The 20012-nt window shown below is 51.0% G+C and carries 18 protein-coding genes; 12 read left to right on the forward strand and 6 right to left on the reverse strand.

The features are described from left to right. Window positions 1-13 precede the first annotated feature (13 nt). A complete protein-coding gene (locus tag RHD99_RS01165; RefSeq protein WP_309877199.1) occupies window positions 14-1369 on the forward strand; it encodes a family 4 glycosyl hydrolase in 1356 nt (451 codons plus the stop codon). A gap of 36 nt (window positions 1370-1405) precedes the next feature. Here RHD99_RS01165 and RHD99_RS01170 read toward each other — a convergent pair whose 3' ends face one another. Then, window positions 1406-2116 (reverse strand): MurR/RpiR family transcriptional regulator, encoded by a 711-nt coding sequence (locus RHD99_RS01170; protein ID WP_309877200.1) that lies wholly within the window; start codon window positions 2114-2116, stop codon window positions 1406-1408. A gap of 101 nt (window positions 2117-2217) precedes the next feature. On the opposite strand from RHD99_RS01170, the gene RHD99_RS01175 reads away from it, so the two are divergent. Continuing rightward, a complete protein-coding gene (locus RHD99_RS01175; RefSeq protein ID WP_309877201.1) occupies window positions 2218-3381 on the forward strand; it encodes an MFS transporter in 1164 nt (387 codons plus the stop codon). Window positions 3382-3425: 44 nt separating this feature from the next. Here the strand turns inward: RHD99_RS01175 and yiiM are convergent, their stop codons facing one another. Both yiiM and sodA read right to left on the reverse strand, forming a co-directional pair. Next, entirely contained in the window at window positions 3426-4100 is a 675-nt protein-coding gene (gene yiiM, locus RHD99_RS01180) for a 6-hydroxyaminopurine reductase (protein ID WP_374708453.1), read from the reverse strand. A 78-nt stretch (window positions 4101-4178) separates the two neighbouring features. Continuing rightward, on the reverse strand, window positions 4179-4799 hold the full coding sequence (gene sodA, locus RHD99_RS01185; RefSeq protein WP_034460735.1) for a superoxide dismutase [Mn]: 621 nt from the start codon (window positions 4797-4799) through the stop codon (window positions 4179-4181). Between the two features lie 286 nt (window positions 4800-5085). On the opposite strand from sodA, the gene RHD99_RS01190 reads away from it, so the two are divergent. Next, entirely contained in the window at window positions 5086-6507 is a 1422-nt protein-coding gene (locus RHD99_RS01190) for an L-fucose/L-arabinose isomerase family protein (protein ID WP_309877203.1), read from the forward strand. Between the two features lie 209 nt (window positions 6508-6716). Beyond that, entirely contained in the window at window positions 6717-7751 is a 1035-nt protein-coding gene (gene rhaT / locus RHD99_RS01195; protein ID WP_309877204.1) for an L-rhamnose/proton symporter RhaT, read from the forward strand. A 7-nt stretch (window positions 7752-7758) separates the two neighbouring features. Here the strand turns inward: rhaT and rhaR are convergent, their stop codons facing one another. Both rhaR and rhaS read right to left on the reverse strand, forming a co-directional pair. After that, window positions 7759-8607, reverse strand: coding sequence for an HTH-type transcriptional activator RhaR (gene rhaR / locus RHD99_RS01200; RefSeq protein ID WP_309877205.1), 849 nt, complete (start codon window positions 8605-8607; stop codon window positions 7759-7761). A 77-nt stretch (window positions 8608-8684) separates the two neighbouring features. Then, the gene (gene rhaS / locus RHD99_RS01205) at window positions 8685-9521 is read right to left on the reverse strand and encodes an HTH-type transcriptional activator RhaS (RefSeq protein WP_183272254.1); all 837 of its coding nucleotides are present in this window, start codon (window positions 9519-9521) and stop codon (window positions 8685-8687) included. A 301-nt stretch (window positions 9522-9822) separates the two neighbouring features. Here rhaS and rhaB point away from each other — a divergent pair, with 301 nt between their 5' ends. The 8 genes from rhaB (at window position 9823) to RHD99_RS01245 (ending at window position 18901) form a co-directional block, all read left to right on the forward strand. After that, window positions 9823-11295 carry a rhamnulokinase gene (gene rhaB, locus RHD99_RS01210; RefSeq protein WP_309877206.1) on the forward strand — a complete coding sequence of 491 codons (1473 nt, stop codon included), beginning with the start codon at window positions 9823-9825 and terminating at the stop codon, window positions 11293-11295. Beyond that, window positions 11292-12551 (forward strand): L-rhamnose isomerase, encoded by a 1260-nt coding sequence (locus RHD99_RS01215; protein ID WP_309877207.1) that lies wholly within the window; start codon window positions 11292-11294, stop codon window positions 12549-12551. Before rhaB ends, RHD99_RS01215 begins: the two co-directional genes overlap by 4 nt. Window positions 12552-12955: 404 nt before the next feature. After that, the gene (gene rhaD / locus RHD99_RS01220) at window positions 12956-13780 is read left to right on the forward strand and encodes a rhamnulose-1-phosphate aldolase (RefSeq protein WP_309877208.1); all 825 of its coding nucleotides are present in this window, start codon (window positions 12956-12958) and stop codon (window positions 13778-13780) included. Between the two features lie 136 nt (window positions 13781-13916). After that, the gene (fucO, locus tag RHD99_RS01225) at window positions 13917-15065 is read left to right on the forward strand and encodes a lactaldehyde reductase (protein ID WP_309877209.1); all 1149 of its coding nucleotides are present in this window, start codon (window positions 13917-13919) and stop codon (window positions 15063-15065) included. Continuing rightward, a complete protein-coding gene (rhaM, locus tag RHD99_RS01230) occupies window positions 15062-15376 on the forward strand; it encodes an L-rhamnose mutarotase (protein WP_309877210.1) in 315 nt (104 codons plus the stop codon). Before fucO ends, rhaM begins: the two co-directional genes overlap by 4 nt. 167 nt (window positions 15377-15543) lie before the next feature. Continuing rightward, window positions 15544-16866, forward strand: a complete 1323-nt coding sequence (locus RHD99_RS01235; protein ID WP_309877211.1) for a 6-phospho-beta-glucosidase — start codon at window positions 15544-15546, stop codon at window positions 16864-16866. Window positions 16867-16889: 23 nt separating this feature from the next. Beyond that, the gene (locus RHD99_RS01240; protein ID WP_309877212.1) at window positions 16890-18140 is read left to right on the forward strand and encodes a PTS sugar transporter subunit IIC; all 1251 of its coding nucleotides are present in this window, start codon (window positions 16890-16892) and stop codon (window positions 18138-18140) included. 32 nt (window positions 18141-18172) lie between these two features. Then, complete coding sequence (locus RHD99_RS01245; protein ID WP_309877213.1) at window positions 18173-18901, forward strand: GntR family transcriptional regulator; 729 nt, start codon at window positions 18173-18175, stop codon at window positions 18899-18901. Between the two features lie 61 nt (window positions 18902-18962). On the opposite strand, the gene RHD99_RS01250 is transcribed toward RHD99_RS01245, so the two are convergent. Continuing rightward, window positions 18963-19928 (reverse strand): chemotaxis protein, encoded by a 966-nt coding sequence (locus RHD99_RS01250; protein WP_309877214.1) that lies wholly within the window; start codon window positions 19926-19928, stop codon window positions 18963-18965. Window positions 19929-20012: the final 84 nt, after the last annotated feature.

Consider the following 20012-nt stretch of genomic DNA (forward strand, 5'->3'; position numbering starts at 1 on the left):
TTCTGGAGTTGTTATGAAATTAACCGTATTAGGCGGGGGCGGCGTTCGCTCTGCATTCCTGGCAAAATCTCTGGCGTATAACGCACACCGTATTGGATTAAAAGAAGTTGTTTTTCTGGATAACTCAGAAGAAAACCTAAAAACATTCGGCGAGATTGCCAGCTATATCTTTAATACTATTCGTCCGGACATTACTTTTTCATTAAGTACCGATCCCGTTACGGCGTTGAAAAATGCAAATTATGTTATCACTACGCTGCGTGTTGGCGGTGATGAAAGCCGGATTGGGGATGAACGTATCGCGTTGGATCACAATACGTTGGGCCAGGAAACCACCGGAGCGGGCGGCTTTGCCATGGCGATGCGCTCGATTCCTGCCATTCTGGACTACTGCCGTTTAATTGAAGAACACGCAGCTGACGATGCTATTTTGTTTAACTTCACTAACCCATCCGGGCTTGTGACGGAAGCCATCATCAAATCAGGTTTCAAGCGCCGCGTGTACGGGATTTGCGATGCACCATCCGAATTAATTCGCGAGCTGCCGGCTATTTTGGGATGCCATGAGCAGGATCTAAAAGTCGAATGTTACGGTTTAAACCACTTTTCATGGTTCACCCACTTCACCGTGCGTGGAGAAGATGTCACCGACCGCTTGATCAACAGCCCGGATTTGTACCGCAAAACGGCCATGCAATATTTCTCACCGGAGCTGGTGCAGTCGTGCGACAAACAGTTACTGAATGAATATCTTTATTATTACTACTACAAAGAAGAAGCATTAAAGGCGATTCAGGATTCAGGTGAAACACGTGGGGAGCAAATTGCTCGCATCAACCATGACATGCGCGAAGAATTGAAAACGATTGATGTCAAAGCCAACCCTGGAAAAGCGTTTGATATCTGGATGAAGCACTATCTACGCCGTGAAAACAGCTATATGCAAAACGAGTCGCAACAGGAGAAATTCCACACGCGTGCTCCGCTGACATTACAGCAGTTTATCGAGGAGCCAGATACCGGCGGTTATGCAGGCGTTGCGCTTGATATTCTTGAAGCGGTAAACAGTACCACCACCAAGCGCATTGTGGTTTCGATTTCCAATAACGGCACCCTGGATTTCCTGCGCCCGGACGATGTTATCGAAATTAGCTGCGACCTGAGTAAAGAAGGTCTGAAACCGGTAACGCCAGTGCACGTACCAACGGCACAGAAAAATATGATTTCTTGTGTGAAAGAGTATGAAAGACTGGCGGTGGAAGCCATTCTCAAGCAGGACAAAACGCTGGCCGTGCGCGCGCTTATGGCGCACCCGCTGATCGGGTCCTGGTCTCTGGCGAATAAGTTGATTGAGGCTTACTGGAAGTAGCCTGAATTGGGCGGAAGATCCCTTATCCGCCCAGTTTTACTTCTGCATAAACCACTGCTTAAGAAGATGCTCAAAACCTAAAATGCAGTAGCCAAAAAATGGATTAGACCAGTAGATATCATCATCAAACTTTTGTGGGTCGTGAATGATAAACGAGGTATCTGCGGCCTGAGCCAACGGGCTTTGGTAATCACCGGTAAAACAAATAAGGTCAATATCTTTGTTTTCCAATGCCTTAACCCAGCTCAATGCAGAGCTGCTGCGTCCGGACTTAGACACAATCCAAATAGAATCAAATTTTGCGGCTGTCTTCTGTTCAAGAATTTCATAATCAGGCCATAAAGCCAGACTGGCATTAACGCCAATCACCAGGAATTTATTATAAATATATTGCGCGATGAGTTGGGAAAAACCGCTGCCATGAATAAGAATACGATCGTGCTGCAAGCGTTGTAATAGCGGATTAAGCTGTTCTACAGGCTGGATTTTCATAAAATCAACGTCATTGGTGACATCGAGCTTTGGCATCGTGATATTGAATTTAATGAAATAGACCATTTCAAGCCAACCACTGAATTTCAATTTTTTAGCTAACCGCACCAACGATGATGGATTGCTATAACAGTGTGCCGCTGCGGTACGGATTCCTTCACGAATACATTTTTCTGGATCGTTCTGAATATATTGAAGTACTGCTATTTCTGTTTTGGTCAATTTTATATCACGGAAAATATTTTTTAAGTCCATTATTCGCTCCTCACACGATGGTAATGATTTTATCATCCGTTCAGTTTTGTGTCTGAGCGTCAGATCACTATAAATAAACAATAGGTCGAAAGGGCAAGGGAATGAACAAAAAATTAGTTGTGCCAGGCATGGTTTTCTTTTTGTGGGGGAGTGTTACAGCGATAAACAGCACGCTGGTTTTATTCTTTCATCAGTATTTTAAGATATCCTGGCAAGAGGCTATACTCATTAATGTTTTATTTTATCTTGCGCCTTTTATTGCTTGTTTGCCATGCTCAGCGCTCATTTCTCGTTGGGGTTATCGCACTGTATTACGCATTTCACTGGCAGTCACTGCGCTGGGCTGCCTGGCGTTAGCCCTGGCACTGCAGGGTTACTCATTCTCATGTTCTTTGTTGGCTGTTTTCGTGGTGGCTATCGGCGTATCCGCAATGCAGGTAGTCGCCAACCCTTATCTGGCATTGCTTAGCGCTCCGCATAAACGATCTGGTAACCTGAGCCTGGCTTCTGCTATGAACTCAGTGGGCACGACGCTGGGCCCTCTTTTTGTCGCTTTTTTACTGCAACGTAACCCAGTAAATCTTGCAGCCCATCAGGAACCCATTAGTCAATTATGGTTGGCGCTGGCTTTATTTTCTGGCCTGCTGATATTGATTAGCTTTGCGGTAAAATTACCTGATGTCGAGCGCCCGTTACGCTTAAATCAGAGAGTTTTGGAACTGTGGAAGTATAAATGTTTTGTATTTAGTGTAATTGCTATTTTTTGTTATGTTGGTGTTGAAGTATCTTTGGCAACCAGTGTCGTAAACTATCTGTCTACCATTGGATTGTGGGAAATGGATCAGGCAATGTCTTTAGTCGCAATTTATTGGGGTGGAGCGTTAGCCGGACGCTTACTGTTTGGATTCTTTGCTCACAAACTCAATATCTACCATTCATTTCTCTTTGCAACCTTATTCTGCTCACTTTGTGTCATGCTGGCGATATTTTTCAATAATGGCATAGGGGGCGTGTTGTTATTACTGACGGGGCTGGGAAACGCTATCATGTACCCTGTTATTTTCAGTCGTAGTATAAAGGAAATATCTCATCTGGCAAATATTGCCGCCGCGGTTTTGGTCATGGCTGGAATTGGTGGTGCGATCATACCTTATTTACAGGCTGTTATTATTGACGAAATAGGGTTGCGGATTAGTTTTATACTACCGATGGTTTTGTATTTCATCCTCGTGATGTGGGGATATTTCCAACTGCGAGATGATTAAGGACTCCCGGAAACTGGAGAGGGAGCTCCTCCCCAGCCTGAATATTACTTACCAAGCAAGCGTCGTGAATTATCTTCAACCTTCCCAGAAATCCGGCGCTTCTGCATGGTGCGTGTCCAGCTCACCGACAGCCCTGCCGCGCTAAGCAAGCGATGATACTGCTCGTCGTCAAATGGCATATGCCAGGCTATGGCAATCGCTTCTGCCACCGAAACATCGCTCACGCGAGAAACCAGCTCCAGCGGTAAATCCGTCGAAACATTTCCTGCCAGCACCACCCGATAAAGCCAGCCGATACGCCCGGACTTCTGCATCAGGGAGGCCATATCACTGATACCAAAATGGAAGTTCAGCTTGAAACAGGGTGAGCGCGGTTGCGTGACCTGAATCAGCGCGTCGCCCCAGCGAAAAATATCACCAATGTAGACATCGTGTTCAGTCAGCCCCTGCGTTGAGAGATTTTCGCCAAAAGCTGGGGCGGTAAACTGCTCGGCCTGTTCAGGGAATTCGCGTGCCCAGTGGAGGTAGTGCTCACGAGGATAGTGGCACAACGCACGATCCGGCCCGCCGTGAATGATTTTTTCGGCTTGCTGATCGCCTTCCAGGCCCCGCTCAGTGAGTTTGAGCTCACCGTCGACCTGGTATTTGGCGATAGCGCTCGGCCTGCTGCCTGCATATTCACGAATTTTGCCAATATAAACGTTGAGTGGATAGTGCATCTGCTCCTCCCTGTGGCCTGAATACAGATATAAAAAAAGCGAGCCATCAGGCTCGCCTCTCAGCAGTTGCAATGCAACTTATTTTTTAGCGGCAAAACGAGCTGCTGCTTCGTCCCAGTTCACCACATCCCAGAATGCTTTGATGTAGTCAGGGCGACGGTTTTGGAATTTCAGGTAGTAAGCGTGTTCCCACACATCCAGACCCACGATTGGGAAACCGGATACGCCAGAAACGGCTTCACCCATCAGCGGGCTATCCTGGTTTGCGGTAGAAACCACAGCCAGTTTGTCGCCTTTCAGAACCAGCCACGCCCAGCCAGAGCCGAAACGTGTTGCTGCTGCTTTCTCAAATTCTGCTTTGAAATTATCAACGCTACCGAAGTCACGTTCGATGGCTGCTTTCAGGTCACCTTGCAGAGTGGTGCCGGTTTTCAGGCCTTTCCAGAAGAAGCTGTGGTTAGCGTGGCCGCCCGCGTTGTTACGCAGAACGGTTTTCTTGTCAGCTGGCAGTTGATCAAGTTTAGCGATCAGCTCTTCAACTGGCAGGCTTGCGAATTCTGGCAGGGATTCCAGCGCTGCATTCGCGTTATTCACGTACGCCTGATGGTGTTTGCTGTGATGGATTTCCATCGTTTGCTTGTCGAAGTGTGGTTCCAGGGCGTCGTAAGCGTAAGGCAGGGATGGCAGTGTATAACTCATGTTCATCTCCATTTAGAAGGTTGGGTTATATTATCGGACGGCGCATAACCTGTTAACGCCGCGTAATCAGTTGGTTCATTATAGTTAATTAAATGATATTGAAAATGATTATCAATGCCGTAGTTTTTATAAGGTTATAACTTATTGTGATGATGGCGAAAATGTGAGCACTGTCAGGTGGATAAATCGTTTTTTGCCACCCTCCACAGGATTTGGCATTACCACAAAGGTCGTCTGATGCCATTCAGGCGATAGTCGATGCTTCTATTTTGCCTGGAGCATCATCATGTCGCTTAATGTCGCCCTTTTCGGTATTGGACTCGATACCTACTGGCCGCAATTTTCAGGTCTTGAACAGCGCCTCACCGGTTATCTACAACACATCGATCAACGCCTCGCACAACTGAATGTTTCGGTGATGAATGGCGGACTTATTGATAGCGTCGCCAAAGCCGATACCTTCGCCACACACCTCCAGCAGCAACCTGTTGATGCCATTGTGCTTTACATAAGCACTTATGCCCTGAGTTCTACCGTTTTGCCGCTGGTGCAGAAGATTAACAAGCCGGTGATTATTTTGGCGCTCCAGCCAGAATTGGGCCTGCCGTATGCAAAAATCCGCGATATGACTGACCGTGGTGAACGCACCGGCGAGTGGTTGGCACATTGCCAGGCGTGCAGCGCCCCGGAACTGGCAAACGTATTCAATCGCGCGGGTATTCGCTACCAACTTATCGTCGGTGCACTAGAGGGTGACGAGCACGTCTGGCAGCAAACCGCGCAATGGTTACAAGCACTTGAGGTGCAACAAGGGCTGGCTGCGTGTCAGGTCGGCGTGCTGGGCCACTATTACGACGGGATGGTCGACGTTTACAGCAACATGACCAACCTGAGTGCAAAACTCGGCGTGCGGTTTAAGCCGCTGGAAATGTGCGAACTGGCGGAATACCGCGAGCAGGTCACGGCTGATGCTTGTGCCCAAAAATGGCAAGAAGTGGAAGCGTCGCTGCAAATTGACGCGGCGTGTGAAAAAGTCGAACTGCAACGTGCCGTGCAAACCGCCTGCGCCATGGACCAACTGATTGAAAACAACCATCTCGGTGCGCTGGCTTATTACTATGAAGGGCGCAACGGCAACGCCTACGAAAACATCATTACCTCGATTATTCTCGGCAACACGCTGCTCACCCAGCGTGGAATTCCGGTCGCCGGGGAGTATGAAATCAAAAACGTGCTGGCAATGAAAATCCAGCAGTTGCTTGGCGCGGGTGGTTCGTTCTCTGAGCCATATGGCATTGAATTTGCCGATGACGTGGTGCTCTGGGGGCACGATGGTCCAGCGCATCCGCTGATGGCGCAAGGCAATGTGCGCCTTGTGCCGCTGCCGGTTTATCACGGCAAACCGGGCAAAGGCGTGTCAATTCAGATGACGGTCAAACCCGGCCCGGTGACATTCCTTTCCATCGTTGAAGATGCGCAAAACGGCGTGTGTTTGCAGTATGCCCACGGCGAAGCCGTTCCTGGCGACGTTCTGGATATCGGCAACACCAACAGCCGCTACCGCTTCCCGTTATCTGCCCGCGAGTTCACCACGCTCTGGAGCCTTGGTGGGCCTGCACACCATTGTGCAATTGGCCTCGGGCATCAGGGGGATATTCTGGAAAAACTGGCCTGGTTGCTGGGCGTGAAAACAGCAAAAATCTGTTAATTCTTTTAGCGTTACCTCCACTCGACTATCGGGTGGAGGGGAAATTAAGAACTGTGACTCTCGTCAATCGCACCCCCTGAATTTTGCCAGTTTTACCCCTGCTGCGGCAGCACATAGAAGGTTCACTCGTTGCTCACTCTTTAGACTCGATGATTCGGGGTAGTGAGCTGTCGCCCCTACGTTTTTTAGTTAAAACAGAGGGATAAATAATGGATAACGCTATAACGATGGGGATAGTTTGGCATCTGGTGGGGGCTGCCAGCGCCGCCTGCTTTTACGCCCCTTTTAAGAAAGCACAGCGCTGGTCATGGGAAACGATGTGGGCGGTTGGCGGTTTTGTCTCCTGGATAATATTGCCCTGGCTGGTCAGTTACCTTCTTTTACCTGATTTTTGGGCTTACTACGGTTCGTTTAATATATCTACCTTGCTGCCGGTGTTCCTGTTCGGCGCGATGTGGGGGATCGGCAATATCAACTATGGCCTGACGATGCGTTACCTGGGCATGTCGATGGGCATTGGTATCGCGATTGGCATTACGCTTATCGTCGGCACCTTAATGACGCCAATTATTGCCGGAAAATTTGATGTACTGATTGGCACGCCTGGTGGGCGAATGACGCTGCTGGGTGTACTGGTTGCGCTGGTCGGCGTGGCGATTGTCACCCGTGCGGGGCAACTTAAAGAGCGCCAAATGGGCATTAAAGCCGAAGAATTTAACCTGAAAAAAGGGCTGATTCTGGCAGTAATGTGCGGCATCTTCTCGGCGGGTATGTCTTTTGCGATGGACGCCGCAAAACCAATGCATGAAGCCGCTGCCGCGCTGGGCGTTGATCCGCTCTACGTGGCACTGCCAAGTTACGTCATCATCATGGGCGGTGGCGCGGTGATAAACTTGGGTTATTGCTTCATTCGTCTGGCAAAAATGCAAAACCTGTCGATAAAAGCCGACTTCTCACTGGCAAGACCGCTGATCATCAGCAACGTGCTGTTTGCAGCACTAGCCGGTTTGATGTGGTATCTGCAATTCTTCTTCTACGCCTGGGGCCACGCCAGAATTCCGGCACAGTACGACTACATGAGCTGGATGTTGCACATGAGTTTCTACGTGCTGTGCGGCGGGTTGGTTGGCTTGATTATGAAAGAGTGGAAATCAGCAGGGACGCGCCCGGTTGGCGTGTTGAGCGTGGGATGTGTGGTAATAATTATTGCCGCGAATATCGTCGGATTAGGTATGGCGAATTAAATACCCGTCATACTTCAACCGCATACCTCTGACGCCACATTCGTGGCGTCATTCCTGTTTCTTTAGTAAACACCACCGAAAAGTAATTACTGTCCTCAAACCCGCAGCGGGTGGCGATATTCCCAACCAAGAGCTCGCTATTGCGCAGTAAATCCTGTGCCTGGCAAATCCTTAGCTGGCGCAAATACTGGCTGATGCTCATGCCGGTCTGCTGGCGGAAAAATTGGCGTAAATGGCGTTCTGCCACTTGGTGCTGGTGGCAAAACTGCGTCAGCTCAAAAGGGGTGTCGAGACTTTGTCCCAATGCCGCCATTAGCAGATCCAATATTTCACTGCTGTCCGGCCCGGCGGCGTCCTGGGTTTGATAACGGTGGCGGCGCAACGTAATGCAAAGTTGTAGAAACAGGCTTTCGGTCAAACACAACGAGAGCGCATCGGGTTTCACGCTTTCGTGCTCCAGTTGCACGATTAACTGACGTGCTTGCGCCATGCCCTGGCTGGAAAGCCGCCAGCGCGGATCTTTTCCCGCATCCCTCGCGCTATGCAGTAAATCATCCCAGTCGACATTGATTTTTAGCCGCTCGGGGCAATAGATGATGTTGTGCAAGACTAAACCGTTCACCGACTCGTAGCTGTGGCGGTCTTCAGCGCGAATATAAAACAGATCGCCGCAGGTAATGCGATAAGGGCGGTCGTTCAGCACATGCAGCCCATTGCCGCGCCACACCAAAACCAGCTCGCAGAAATCGTGGGTATGTTCGGCAAAAACATTTTGCGGATAGCGGTCTGCCACCGCCACGGGTTGCGCGGCAGAGACAAAGAAGTCTGCTTTTTTGAGGACTAAATGATTCGTCACCGCTTATCCATCCTAAAATTTAGCCAACTGAAGATTATCGGCTTATTGGGTAAATAAAACGGTGATTGTGTTCGCGATTACTGAAGTTCCGTATCCCGTCCCTGACGAATCTCACGCGGGGACCAGGAAAACTCGCGTTTAAAAAGCGTCGAAAAATGGTTGCTGTCGCCAAAGCCGCATTGAAACGCGATATTTGTGACGCTTTCCTCGCCGTGACGTAATAAATAGCGGGCCTTCATCAAACGTAAACGATTGAGATAACGCTGCGGCGTCATACCCGTTTGTTGTTTTAGCTGGCGATGCAGGGTGCGCAGGGAAAGTGTGAATTGCGATGCCAGTTGCTCCCAACAAATCTCTTCGGCGAAATGCTCTTCCAGCCAGGCCATCAACTGGTTTAATCGGCCTTCCGCGTTGGTCGCGCCTTCCATCATGCTGCCTTTGCGCAGCAAAACCAGCAACTGCATAAACAGAATTTCACGGTTAGCCACGGCGTGGGTATCCGCTGCTTCGCCAACCTGTTCAAACTGCTCGATCAATCCACGCACCTGTTGTAGCACCGGCTGGTTCACGCGCCAGTGCGACGGGTAATTGCCGTCTTGTTCTTGCGGCAGCAACTTATCCAGCCCGGACAAAAAGCAGAAGGCATCAGGTGCGCGATACAGAATATTGGTCAGACAGAGGTTTTCGGTGTGTTCGTATAGATGACGGTCGTGGTCACGCACAAAACAGACCGAGCCGCCGCTTAGCGTGTAGGGCTGGCCGTTAAAAACGTGCGTTCCGGTGCCGTGTTCAACAATAACGATTTCATAAAAATCGTGGTGGTGTTCCGGGAATGCCCCCTGGGGTAAACGTGGCTCGATCGCCACGGATGAATGACCTGATGGGAAAAAATCAAAACCGTGCAATACCGCCATCATTACCCCCGGAACATTTTAATTGTCGATTGATAGTAAGTAACGAAGCTCCCCGGCACCTTAAAATTTCGACACGAAATCAGTTAAAAATTGCACGTTTTTTAAGAAAGGGTGGGAATTATCAGGAAATGCGGCAAGCGTCACAGGCCGGTTTTTGGGGGTGTAAGTATCAATCTGTGACATAACTCACGTTCATCTTTGCCATTTTGCCAGCGGCTGATGGGGGCTGTCAGTGTCAAGAAGGTGGGCGAGGGCGTTAGTTTTTAGAGTGGAGCCAATTAATTTAGCAAGGACCCCAAAAATGACTCTACGCCACAGTGTTGCGGTAGACCTCGGTGCATCAAGTGGCCGTGTCATGCTGGCGCGCTTTGAACGTGACTCCCGCAGCATCTGCCTGCGTGAGATTCATCGTTTCACCAACGACTTAAAACAGGCTGAGGGTTTCACCGTCTGGGACGTTGATGCGCTGGAGCATGAAATCCGCACTGGCCTGCAAAAAGCCTGCGACGAAGGCATCAAAATCGACAGCATCGGTATCGATACCTGGGGTGTGGATTATGTGCTGATTGACCGTGAAGGTAACCGCGTTGGGCTGCCTGTGGCTTATCGTGATAGCCGCACCGATGGCGTGATGGATCTCGCTTTCAATCAGCTTGGCCGTGAAGATATTTACCGCCGCACCGGCATTCAGTTTCTGCCGTTCAATACGCTTTACCAGCTCCGTGCGCTGGTCGAACAGCAGCCAGAGTTGCTTGATAACGCCGAACACGCGCTGTTGATTCCCGACTATTTTTGCTACCGCCTGACGGGCGTGATGAACTGGGAATACACCAACGCCACCACTACGCAACTGGTCAATATCAACAGCGATAGCTGGGATGAAACGCTGCTCGACTGGGCAGGTGTTCCGCATAAATGGTTTGGTAAACCGACACACCCAGGCCGCGTTATCGGCCAGTGGATTTGCCGCGAAGGCAACAAAATCCCGGTGGTGAGCGTTGCCACTCACGACACGGCCAGCGCAGTCATCGGTGCACCGCTCAAAGACAAAGATGCCGCGTATCTCTCTTCCGGCACCTGGTCGCTGATGGGCTTTGAGAGCAAAACGCCTTACGCCAACAGCACGGCATTAGCCGCCAACATCACCAACGAAGGGGGTGCGGAAGGGCGCTACCGTGTCCTGAAAAATATTATGGGACTGTGGTTGTTGCAGCGTGTCATCAAAGAGCTGGGCATTACCGATCTTGCGGATCTTATCGATCGCACTAAACAGACGGCAGCTTGCAAGTTTGTCATCAATCCAAATGACGATCGTTTTATTAATCCTGAAAGCATGAGCCGTGAAATTCAGGCGGCATGCCGTGAAAGCAACCAGCCGGTTCCGTTCACTGACAACGAACTCGCACGCTGTATTTTCGACAGCCTGGCACTGCTGTATGCCAAAACGCTGGAAGAACTGGCCGCCGTTCGTGGCCGCCCGTTTAGCTGCCTGCACATTGTAGGTGGCGGCAGCCAGAACGAATTACTCAACCAACTTTGCGCCGATGCCTGCGGTATTCCAGTACTCGCCGGGCCGATTGAAGCCTCAACGCTTGGCAATATCGGCTGCCAGCTAATGGCGCTGGACGAAATTACTGATGTCGACGACTTCCGAAAAATTGTCGCCACCAGCTATCAACTGAAATCTTTTAACCCCGAAACCGACAGCGAAATTGCCCGTTATATCGCGCAGTTGCCGCTGAATATTCAAACACGAAAGGAGTTTTGCGCATGACCACATCTCTTGAAACAGCCTGGGAACTGGCAAAACAGCGCTTTGCTGCTGTCGGTGTTGACGTTGAAGCCGCACTTCTTCAGCTCGACCGCCTGCCGGTTTCGATGCACTGCTGGCAGGGCGATGACGTCGCGGGCTTTGAAAACCCAGAAGGCGCGCTGAGCGGTGGGATTCAGGCTACGGGGAATTACCCGGGCAAAGCGCGTAATGCCGATGAGCTACGCTCTGACCTGGAACGCGCATTAAGCCTGATCCCTGGCCCAAAACGCCTGAATCTGCACGCCATTTATCTGGAATCTGAGCAGCCGGTTTCGCGCGACAAGATCGAACCTAAGCATTTTAAAAACTGGGTGGAGTGGGCGAAAGCGAACAAATTAGGACTGGATTTCAACCCATCCTGCTTCTCGCACCCGTTAAGCGCCGACGGCTTTACGCTGTCCCACGCTAACGATGAAATTCGCCAGTTCTGGATTGACCACGTTAAAGCGAGCCGCAAAATTTCTGCGTACTTTGGCGAGCAGCTGGGCACGCCGTCAGTGATGAACATCTGGGTCCCGGATGGCATGAAAGACATCACCATTGACCGCCTGGCACCACGTCAACGCCTGGTGGCCGCGCTGGATGAAGCGATGAGCGAAAAACTCAATCCGGCACACCATATCGACGCAGTAGAAAGCAAACTGTTCGGCATTGGTGCGGAAAGCTACACCGTCGGCTCCAACGAATTCTATTTCGGTTACGCGACCAGCCGCCAGACAGCGCTGTGTCTGGATGCCGGGCACTTCCACCCGACCGAAGTTATCTCCGACAAAATTTCCAGCGCCATGCTGTATGTGCCGCGCCTGCTGCTGCACGTGAGCCGTCCGGTGCGTTGGGATAGCGACCACGTCGTGCTGCTGGATGACGAAACACAAGCGATCGCCAGCGAAATTATCCGCCACGACCTGTTCGACCGCGTTCATATCGGTCTGGATTTCTTCGATGCTTCGATCAACCGCATCGCGGCGTGGGTTATCGGCACTCGCAACATGAAGAAAGCATTGCTGCGTGCGTTGCTGGAACCGACCGAAGCCCTGCGCCAACTGGAACTTGAAGGCGATTACACCGCTCGTCTGGCCCTGCTGGAAGAACAAAAATCACTGCCATGGGCGGCGGTCTGGGAAATGTATTGCCAGCGCAACGACACGCCGGTTGATGCCCAGTGGCTGAAGACCGTGCGCGGTTACGAGAAAGAGGTGTTGAGCCAGCGCGGTTAAGTTCGCTCTCGCCCTCACCCCGGCCCTCTCCCACAGGAGAGGGGGAAAACCGAACCATTCCCTCTCCCGCAGGAGAGGGGGAAAACCGAACCATTCCCTCACCCACAGGAGAGGGGGAAAACCGAACTATTCCCTCACCCACAGGAGAGGGGGAAAACCGAACCATTCCCTCTCCCGCAGGAGAGGGGGAAAACCGAACCATTCCCTCACCCGCAGGAGAGGGGGAAAACCGAACCATTCCCTCACCCGCAGGAGAGGGGGAAAACCGAACCATTCCCTCTCTCGCAGGAGAGGGGGAAAACCAAACAGTCACCTCACCCACCTGCGGAACTCGATCAGTCCCCTCTCCCTCTGGGAGAGGGCCAGGGTGAGGGGAAGAAAAAACACTAAAGGAACATAAGACTATGCAGAACATCCTTAACGCCTGGTTTGTAGAAGGCATGATCAAAGCAACTAGCGATGCCTGGCTGAAAGGTTGGGACGAGCGCAACGGCGGCAACATCACGATGCGCCTGGATGAATCAGACATCGCCCCTTTCCAGGCTGACTTCCACGCCGTACCGCGCTACATCGCTCTGAGCCAGCCAATGCCTGAGCTGGCGAATACGCCGTTTATCGTGACCGGCTCCGGTAAATTCTTCCGCAACGTGCAACTTGCTCCGGCGGAAAATATTGGCGTGGTCAAAGTGGACAACCACGGTACGGGCTATCACATTTTGTGGGGACTGGAGAACGAAGCGGTGCCAACGTCTGAACTGGCAGCACACTTCCAGTCGCACAGCGTGCGCATCAAAACCACTGGCGGTAAAGACCGTGTGATTATGCACTGCCACGCCACCAACCTGATTGCCCTGACTTACGTGCTGGAAAACCGCACCGACGTCATCACCCGCAAACTGTGGGAAGGCAGCACCGAATGTCTGGTGGTGTTCCCGGATGGTGTCGGCATTCTGCCGTGGATGGTTCCAGGGACTGATGAAATTGGTAACGCGACCGCTGACGAAATGGCAAAACATTCGCTGGTGTTGTGGCCTTTCCATGGCGTGTTTGGTAGCGGCCCAACGCTTGATGAAGCGTTTGGTCTTATCGACACCGCTGAAAAATCAGCGGAAGTACTGGTCAAAGTCATCTCTATGGGCGGCATGAAACAAACCATCAGCCGTGACGAGCTAATCGCGCTCGGCAAACGCTTTGGCGTCAATCCATTAGCCAGTGCTTTAGAACTTTAACTCTTTTCCCCCTCTCCCTCTGGGAGAGGGCTGGGGTGAGAGCAATTTGATTTCAGCCATTCTTTCTTTACCTTTTCCCCCTCTCCCCTCGGGAGAGGGCCGGGGTGAGGGAAAACGATCATTATGGAGAATAGCTATGAGCTTTATGTTGGCGTTACCCAAAATCAGTCTGCACGGCGCGGGCGCAATCGGCGATATGGTGAAATTGATTGCCACAAAACCCTGGGGCAAAGCGTTAATTATTACCGACGGGCAGCTCGTGAAAATGGGTCTGCTCGACAGCCTGTTTAGCGCGCTCGACGCGCATCAGCTTTCTTACGAACTGTTCGATGAAGTGTTCCCGAACCCGACTGAAGAACTGGTGCAAAAAGGATTTGCCGCGTATCAGGCCGCAAAATGCGATTACCTGATTGCCTTTGGCGGCGGCAGCCCGATTGATACCGCTAAAGCCGTGAAAATCCTGACCGCTAACCCAGGGCCATCAACGGCTTATTCGGGCGTGGGTAAAGTCACCCATCCCGGCGTTCCGCTGGTGGCGATTAACACCACTGCCGGTACCGCAGCGGAGATGACCAGTAACGCGGTGATCATCGATTCTGTGCGCCATGTGAAAGAAGTGATTATCGATACAAACCTGATTCCTGATATCGCCGTAGATGACGCCAGCGTCATGCTGGATATCCCGGCAAGCGTCACCGCCGCAACGGGTATGGACGCGCTGACTCACGCCATCGAAGCTTACGTTTCTGTCGCGGCGCACCCGCTGACCGATGCCAATGCGCTCGAGTCTATCCGTCTGATTAGCCAGTGGTTGCCGAAAGCGGTCGACGATGGGCATAACCTCGAAGCGCGTGAAATGATGGCTTACGGGCAATATCTGGCGGGCATGGCGTTTAACAGTGCCGGGCTTGGCCTGGTTCATGCGCTGGCGCACCAACCGGGCGCGACACACAATCTTCCGCACGGTGTGTGTAACGCGATTTTGCTGCCGGTGATTGAAGCGTTTAACCGTCCAAAAGCCGTTTCGCGTTTTGCGAAAGTCGCCGCAGCGATGGGTGTGGATACGTTGTCGATGAGCGAAGAAGAAGCCAGTTTCGAGGCAATTCTCGCTATTCGCGCGCTTTCCGCTCGCGTAGGTATTCCATCCGGTTTCAGCCAGCTTGGGATTAAAACGGCTGATATCGAAGGTTGGTTGGACAACGCGCTTGCAGACCCCTGCGCGCCATGTAACCCACGCGAGGCTACCCGCGATGAAGTTCGCGAGCTGTACCTGGAGGCGCTATGATCCGCAAAGCGTTTGTGATGCAGGTAAATCCTGATGCGCATGAAGAGTACCAACGTCGGCACACGCCAATTTGGCCTGAGCTGGAAGCGGTGTTGAAACAGCATGGTGCGCATCATTACGTCATTTATCTTGATGCGCCGCGCAACCTGCTTTTTGCCTCGGTAGAGATTGAGTCCGAAGCCCGCTGGAACGCCGTTGCCCAAACGGAAGTTTGCCAGCGCTGGTGGAAGCATATGAGCGAGATCATGCCAGGCAACCCGGATAACAGCCCGGTGAGCGCCGAGTTGAAAGAAGTGTTTTACCTGGAATAATGCTCGCAGAAACCCCTCGCAAACAGAATCCCTGACCCCAGGTCGGGGATTTTTTTATTTCTTATTCCCCTGTTATTTATGTGACTAACCTCCCTTGTTGCCCAAATCGGTTGTGATACTTTCCTTTTCACAAACTGGCATACGCCAGTTAAAAGAAAGGAACGATCATGAAACCATTAAAAGTTGTCACGCTCGGCGGGGGTTCCGGCTACACGCCAGAACTAATTGATGGATTTATCAGAAGGCATGCAGAACTCCCGGTCAGTGAATTCTGGTTGGTGGATATCGAATCAGGTCGTGAAAAGCTGGAAATTGTCGGGAAACTCGCCCAACGCATGGTGAAAAAGTCGGGCATCCCGATGACGGTTCATCTCACAACGGACCGCAAGCAGGCGCTGAAAGATGCCGATTTTGTCACCACGCAAATTCGCGTCGGGCAACTGGCAGCACGCATTCAGGATGAAAAAATCCCGCTGCATTATGGCGTGCTGGGCCAGGAAACTACCGGCCCCGGCGGGTTTATGAAGGCGCAACGCACCATTCCGGTTCTGCTGGATGTGTGTAAAGAGATGGAAACCCTGTGCCCGGATGCGTGGCTGATCAACTTTACCAATCCGGCGGGCATCGTCACCGAAGCGATTGCAAAACACAGCACCATTAAATCGCTGGGGATTTGCAGCGGTGCTAACAGCATGATGATGGATGTAGCCAAAGCTTACGGCGTGGGCCGCGAAGCCATTGATGCGCGAGTCATGGGGCTAAATCATCTGATTTTTGCCGACCGGATTACGTTGTATGGCGAAGATGTCACCGCTGATTTTATTGAAAAACTAGCCCAGGGCGTGAGCGACAACAAGCTCAAAAACATCCCCGATATTGGGCTGCCCGCCGAGTTTATCCGCGCACTAAATTTTTACCCGCTCTCCTATTTAAAATATTTCTGGTTAAACCAGGAAATGGTGCAGCACGAACTCGAAGAATTACGCAACGGCGGCACGCGCGGCGAACGTTCGCTGCAAATTGAAAAGAGCCTGTTTGATATTTATCGCAACCCAGAACTTTGCGAAAAACCACCAGAATTATCCAGCCGTGGCGGCGCATATTATTCCGACACTGCCTGCTCGATTATTAGCTCGATTTATAACAACAAAAAAGAAGTGCACGTGGTCAACACCACGAATCGCGGAACCACGCCTGATTTACCCGATGACGCGGTGATTGAAACCAATGCGGTGATCGATAAGCAAGGCGCACGCCCGCTGGCTTACGGGCGCTTACCGGCGCGTATCCGCGGGCTAATTCAGAGCGTAAAAGCTTTCGAAGAGTTAACGGTTGAAGCGGCAATTACTGGCAATAAACACACCGCGTTGCTGGCGCTGGCGGCACACCCGCTGGTGCCATCGGTGGCGGTCGCGGAAAATATTCTCAAAGATTATTTAGCCGCTAACCGGGATTTCTTACCGCAATATTCACTTTCCACGGATGAATAATTTTCTTTTAAAAGGGATATTTCATGCAACATTTTCTGGAAAACAAAGTCATTCCCGTCTTAATGAAGATAGGCAATAACGTTATTCTGGTGGCGATACGTAACGGTATCGCCTTTACGTTGCCGTTTATTATTGCCGGAAGCCTGTTCCTGATTGTGGCGAATTTACCCATCCCCGGCTGGCATGAGTTTTTAGGCAGTTATGCGAATAAACTCAGCGTTCCGGTGCAGGCGACATTTGGCGCAATCGGGTTAATTGCCGCCATCGGCATTAGCTATAATCTGGCGAAACAATACAACCTCGATGGGCTAAGCTGTTGCTGTATTACCGTGTCGGTCTTTATTCTCGCCCAGCTGGATAGCCAGTATAAAATCAACGTCGATAATTTTGGGGCCGCGGGATTATTCTCAGCCATCATATTGTCGATATTCACGGTTTATACCGTGCGGTTTTTTATCACTCACAAAATCTATATTCGTATGCCGGAAGGCGTTCCTCCCGCCGTGCTGCAATCGTTTATCAGCCTGGTGCCTGCGGTGGTTTGCCTGGCGCTGGTGTGGTTTGTGCGCGTGATTCTGGATTTTGATATCAACGGCTTCTTTACCCTTATCCTCAGCCCGCTGGTGCACGGTTTAGATACGCTGCCAGGAATGCTCATTCTGGTGGCACTGATTTCGCTGCTGTGGAGCTGCGGGATCCATGGAACCAACGTGCTTTCCGGGATTACCAGCCCGATATTCCTGAAGTTTATTGCCGAAAATACCCAGGCTTATCTCAGCGGCCAACCCGTTCCCCATATTACCGCTGAAGGGTTTTATAACTTCTTTATCTGCGCGGGCGGTTCGGGCGCCACAATGGGGTTAGTGCTGGCAATGCTGTTATCGAAAAGCCGTTACTACAAATCCATTGGCCGCGTCTCGTTTGGCCCGTCGATTTTCTGTATTAACGAGCCTGTTATTTTTGGCGTGCCGATGGTGCTCAACCCGATAATGATGTTCCCGCTCATTGTGGCGCCACTGGTAATTTGTACCTGTTCTTATTTGCTGATGGATTTCGGCATTATTGGCAGGCCAGTATTCCAGATCCCCTGGACGATGCCGCCGATTCTTAACGCCTATTTCGCCACAGGCGGGAACATTCCTGCGGCAATTTGGTCAGGCTGCATGATTGTTATTTCTACAATAATCTATTATCCGTTCTTCAGAATAATGGAAGTGAAACAGTTGGCTATCGAAGCACAGGAAGCAGAATTGACGGCTGAAGTGGTACACTAACGGCCCGATAACAACGCTGGAAATGAATCCCGATGGTTGCGCGATACAGAGAAATTAAACACAGTATTCAGGAAGATATCCTCAGCCAGCGTTACCGGGTCGGTGAGAAAATCCCTTCCGAAAGAGAACTCGCGGTGCAATATGGCGTGACGCGAGTGACGTTGCAAAAGGCGATGAATCTTCTTGAACAGGAAGGGTTTATCGAGCGTATTCATGGCAAAGGGATGTTTGTCACAAAAGTGATTGAAGACAATGTCTACATGCTCAATAGCGGCACCGGAGATTCAATTTTAGGCTTTTCCCGCGAGTTTGGTCAGCAGGCGAAAATCACCAGCCAGCTTATTTCCCATCAGCTCATTCTCGCCCCGCAGCCCATCGCGGGGCAGTTGGAAATGCAGGCCAATCAGCAGGTTCATTTTATTCGCCGGGTGCGTTTAATCGACGATGTTCCGGTGCTAATTGAAGACTCGTGGATTAATAGCGAGGTTATTGCCGCCATCCCCGAAACTGTGCTTGAACACGGTTCGTTGTATCAATACATCGAAGAGCTGACCGGCAAAAAAATTAAGTTTTACAACTCGGTTATTGAAGGCGATTTATTCAGCAAAGACCTTGCCGATTTGCTGTCAATAGCCGCTGGTTTGCCGATGCTGAAAGTCTCTGGCGTGACTAAATTAGAAGACGGCACGGCATTTAACTATTCCGTCAGTTATAACCGCGCGGATATGTTTAAGATTAAAAATAGCTGGGTGGGGAAATAGACAACTCCAAACGGTTTTGTAGGATGGATGAACGTCAGCGTCATCCATCCTTTTTGCCGGTCTAAAGCTCCGCACCTTCCAGCGCCTTATTAATCACCTGAGAAAGCTCCTTCACATCGAACTTCGCGACATAGCCATTCGCGCCCACTTTGCGCACGTGGTCTTCGTTGGCGCTACCTGAAAGCGACGAGTGGATCACCACCGGGATCTGTTTGAGCGTGATATCCGTTTTGATGTTTCGCGTCAGGGTAAAACCGTCCATTTCCGGCATTTCGATGTCGGTTAACACCATGCCAATGCGGTCGGTGATGGGCTGTCCAGCGGCTTTGGCCTCTGCGGCGATAACCTTGATTTTCTCCCAGGCTTCAAGGCCCGTGGAATGCATCATCGTCGGAATGCCCATCCCTTTCAGGCCCTGTTCGAGCATCATGCGGGCGACTTTCGAATCCTCGGCAACAATGGCAACAGCGCCCGGTTTCAGCGGGTTTGTGCTCCCTTCAATGGCCGCGACATCAACGTTGCGCCCGGAGGGAATAATGTCATAAAGAATTTGTTCAACATCGAGTACCAGCGCCAGTTCACCTTTGTATTCGTCACTATCGAGCGAAGCAATACTGGTGATATTACGGCTGCTTACACCTGACTCGGCGGCGTGAACCTGGCTCCAGTCCAGACGGATAATATTTTCCACCGACTCTACCGCAAATGCCTGCGTGCTACGGGCGTATTCGGTTATCAGTAACAGGTTTAGCCCCGTTTCTGGCGTGCAACCGGTGACGGCGGGCAAGTCGATTACCGGGATAATCTGATCACGAATATTGGCCATGCCTAACAGCGGTGACATCATTCCGGCCGCACGATTGATTTTCTGCATCGGCACAATTTCACGTAGCTTAAAGACGTTGATGCCATACAGCTCTGATTTATCAGAGTGCTGACCTTTCCCTAAGCGGAATAACAACAACTCAAATTTGTTGGATAACGCCAGGTTAGCCCTTTCATCAATATCTTTTTGAAAACTATCCATTTTAACCTCGAATGATTACTCGCCGTTGCGTCGCCCTGGCGTCTGGTTAAGTTATCGGCAGATTGGGGGAAAAGTGGAGTGACT

The organism is Buttiauxella selenatireducens (assembly GCF_031432975.1).
GTDB classification, from domain to species: domain Bacteria; phylum Pseudomonadota; class Gammaproteobacteria; order Enterobacterales; family Enterobacteriaceae; genus Buttiauxella; species Buttiauxella selenatireducens.

Bases quoted from the DNA above. Each gene is read 5' to 3' on its own strand.
- rhaS (WP_183272254.1), bottom strand. From the start codon at position 9,521: ATGGCGGTATTGCACGGTTTTGATTTTTTCCCATCAGGTCATTCATCC.
- RHD99_RS01245 (WP_309877213.1), top strand. From the start codon at position 18,173: ATGGTTGCGCGATACAGAGAAATTAAACACAGTATTCAGGAAGATATC.
- sodA (WP_034460735.1), bottom strand. From the start codon at position 4,799: ATGAGTTATACACTGCCATCCCTGCCTTACGCTTACGACGCCCTGGAA.
- rhaT (WP_309877204.1), top strand. From the start codon at position 6,717: ATGGATAACGCTATAACGATGGGGATAGTTTGGCATCTGGTGGGGGCT.
- rhaD (WP_309877208.1), top strand. From the start codon at position 12,956: ATGCAGAACATCCTTAACGCCTGGTTTGTAGAAGGCATGATCAAAGCA.
- RHD99_RS01170 (WP_309877200.1), bottom strand. From the start codon at position 2,116: ATGGACTTAAAAAATATTTTCCGTGATATAAAATTGACCAAAACAGAA.
- RHD99_RS01165 (WP_309877199.1), top strand. From the start codon at position 14: ATGAAATTAACCGTATTAGGCGGGGGCGGCGTTCGCTCTGCATTCCTG.
- RHD99_RS01175 (WP_309877201.1), top strand. From the start codon at position 2,218: ATGAACAAAAAATTAGTTGTGCCAGGCATGGTTTTCTTTTTGTGGGGG.
- RHD99_RS01240 (WP_309877212.1), top strand. From the start codon at position 16,890: ATGCAACATTTTCTGGAAAACAAAGTCATTCCCGTCTTAATGAAGATA.
- rhaM (WP_309877210.1), top strand. From the start codon at position 15,062: ATGATCCGCAAAGCGTTTGTGATGCAGGTAAATCCTGATGCGCATGAA.
- rhaB (WP_309877206.1), top strand. From the start codon at position 9,823: ATGACTCTACGCCACAGTGTTGCGGTAGACCTCGGTGCATCAAGTGGC.
- RHD99_RS01190 (WP_309877203.1), top strand. From the start codon at position 5,086: ATGTCGCTTAATGTCGCCCTTTTCGGTATTGGACTCGATACCTACTGG.
- RHD99_RS01250 (WP_309877214.1), bottom strand. From the start codon at position 19,928: ATGGATAGTTTTCAAAAAGATATTGATGAAAGGGCTAACCTGGCGTTA.
- RHD99_RS01215 (WP_309877207.1), top strand. From the start codon at position 11,292: ATGACCACATCTCTTGAAACAGCCTGGGAACTGGCAAAACAGCGCTTT.
- yiiM (WP_374708453.1), bottom strand. From the start codon at position 4,100: ATGCACTATCCACTCAACGTTTATATTGGCAAAATTCGTGAATATGCA.
- fucO (WP_309877209.1), top strand. From the start codon at position 13,917: ATGAGCTTTATGTTGGCGTTACCCAAAATCAGTCTGCACGGCGCGGGC.
- RHD99_RS01235 (WP_309877211.1), top strand. From the start codon at position 15,544: ATGAAACCATTAAAAGTTGTCACGCTCGGCGGGGGTTCCGGCTACACG.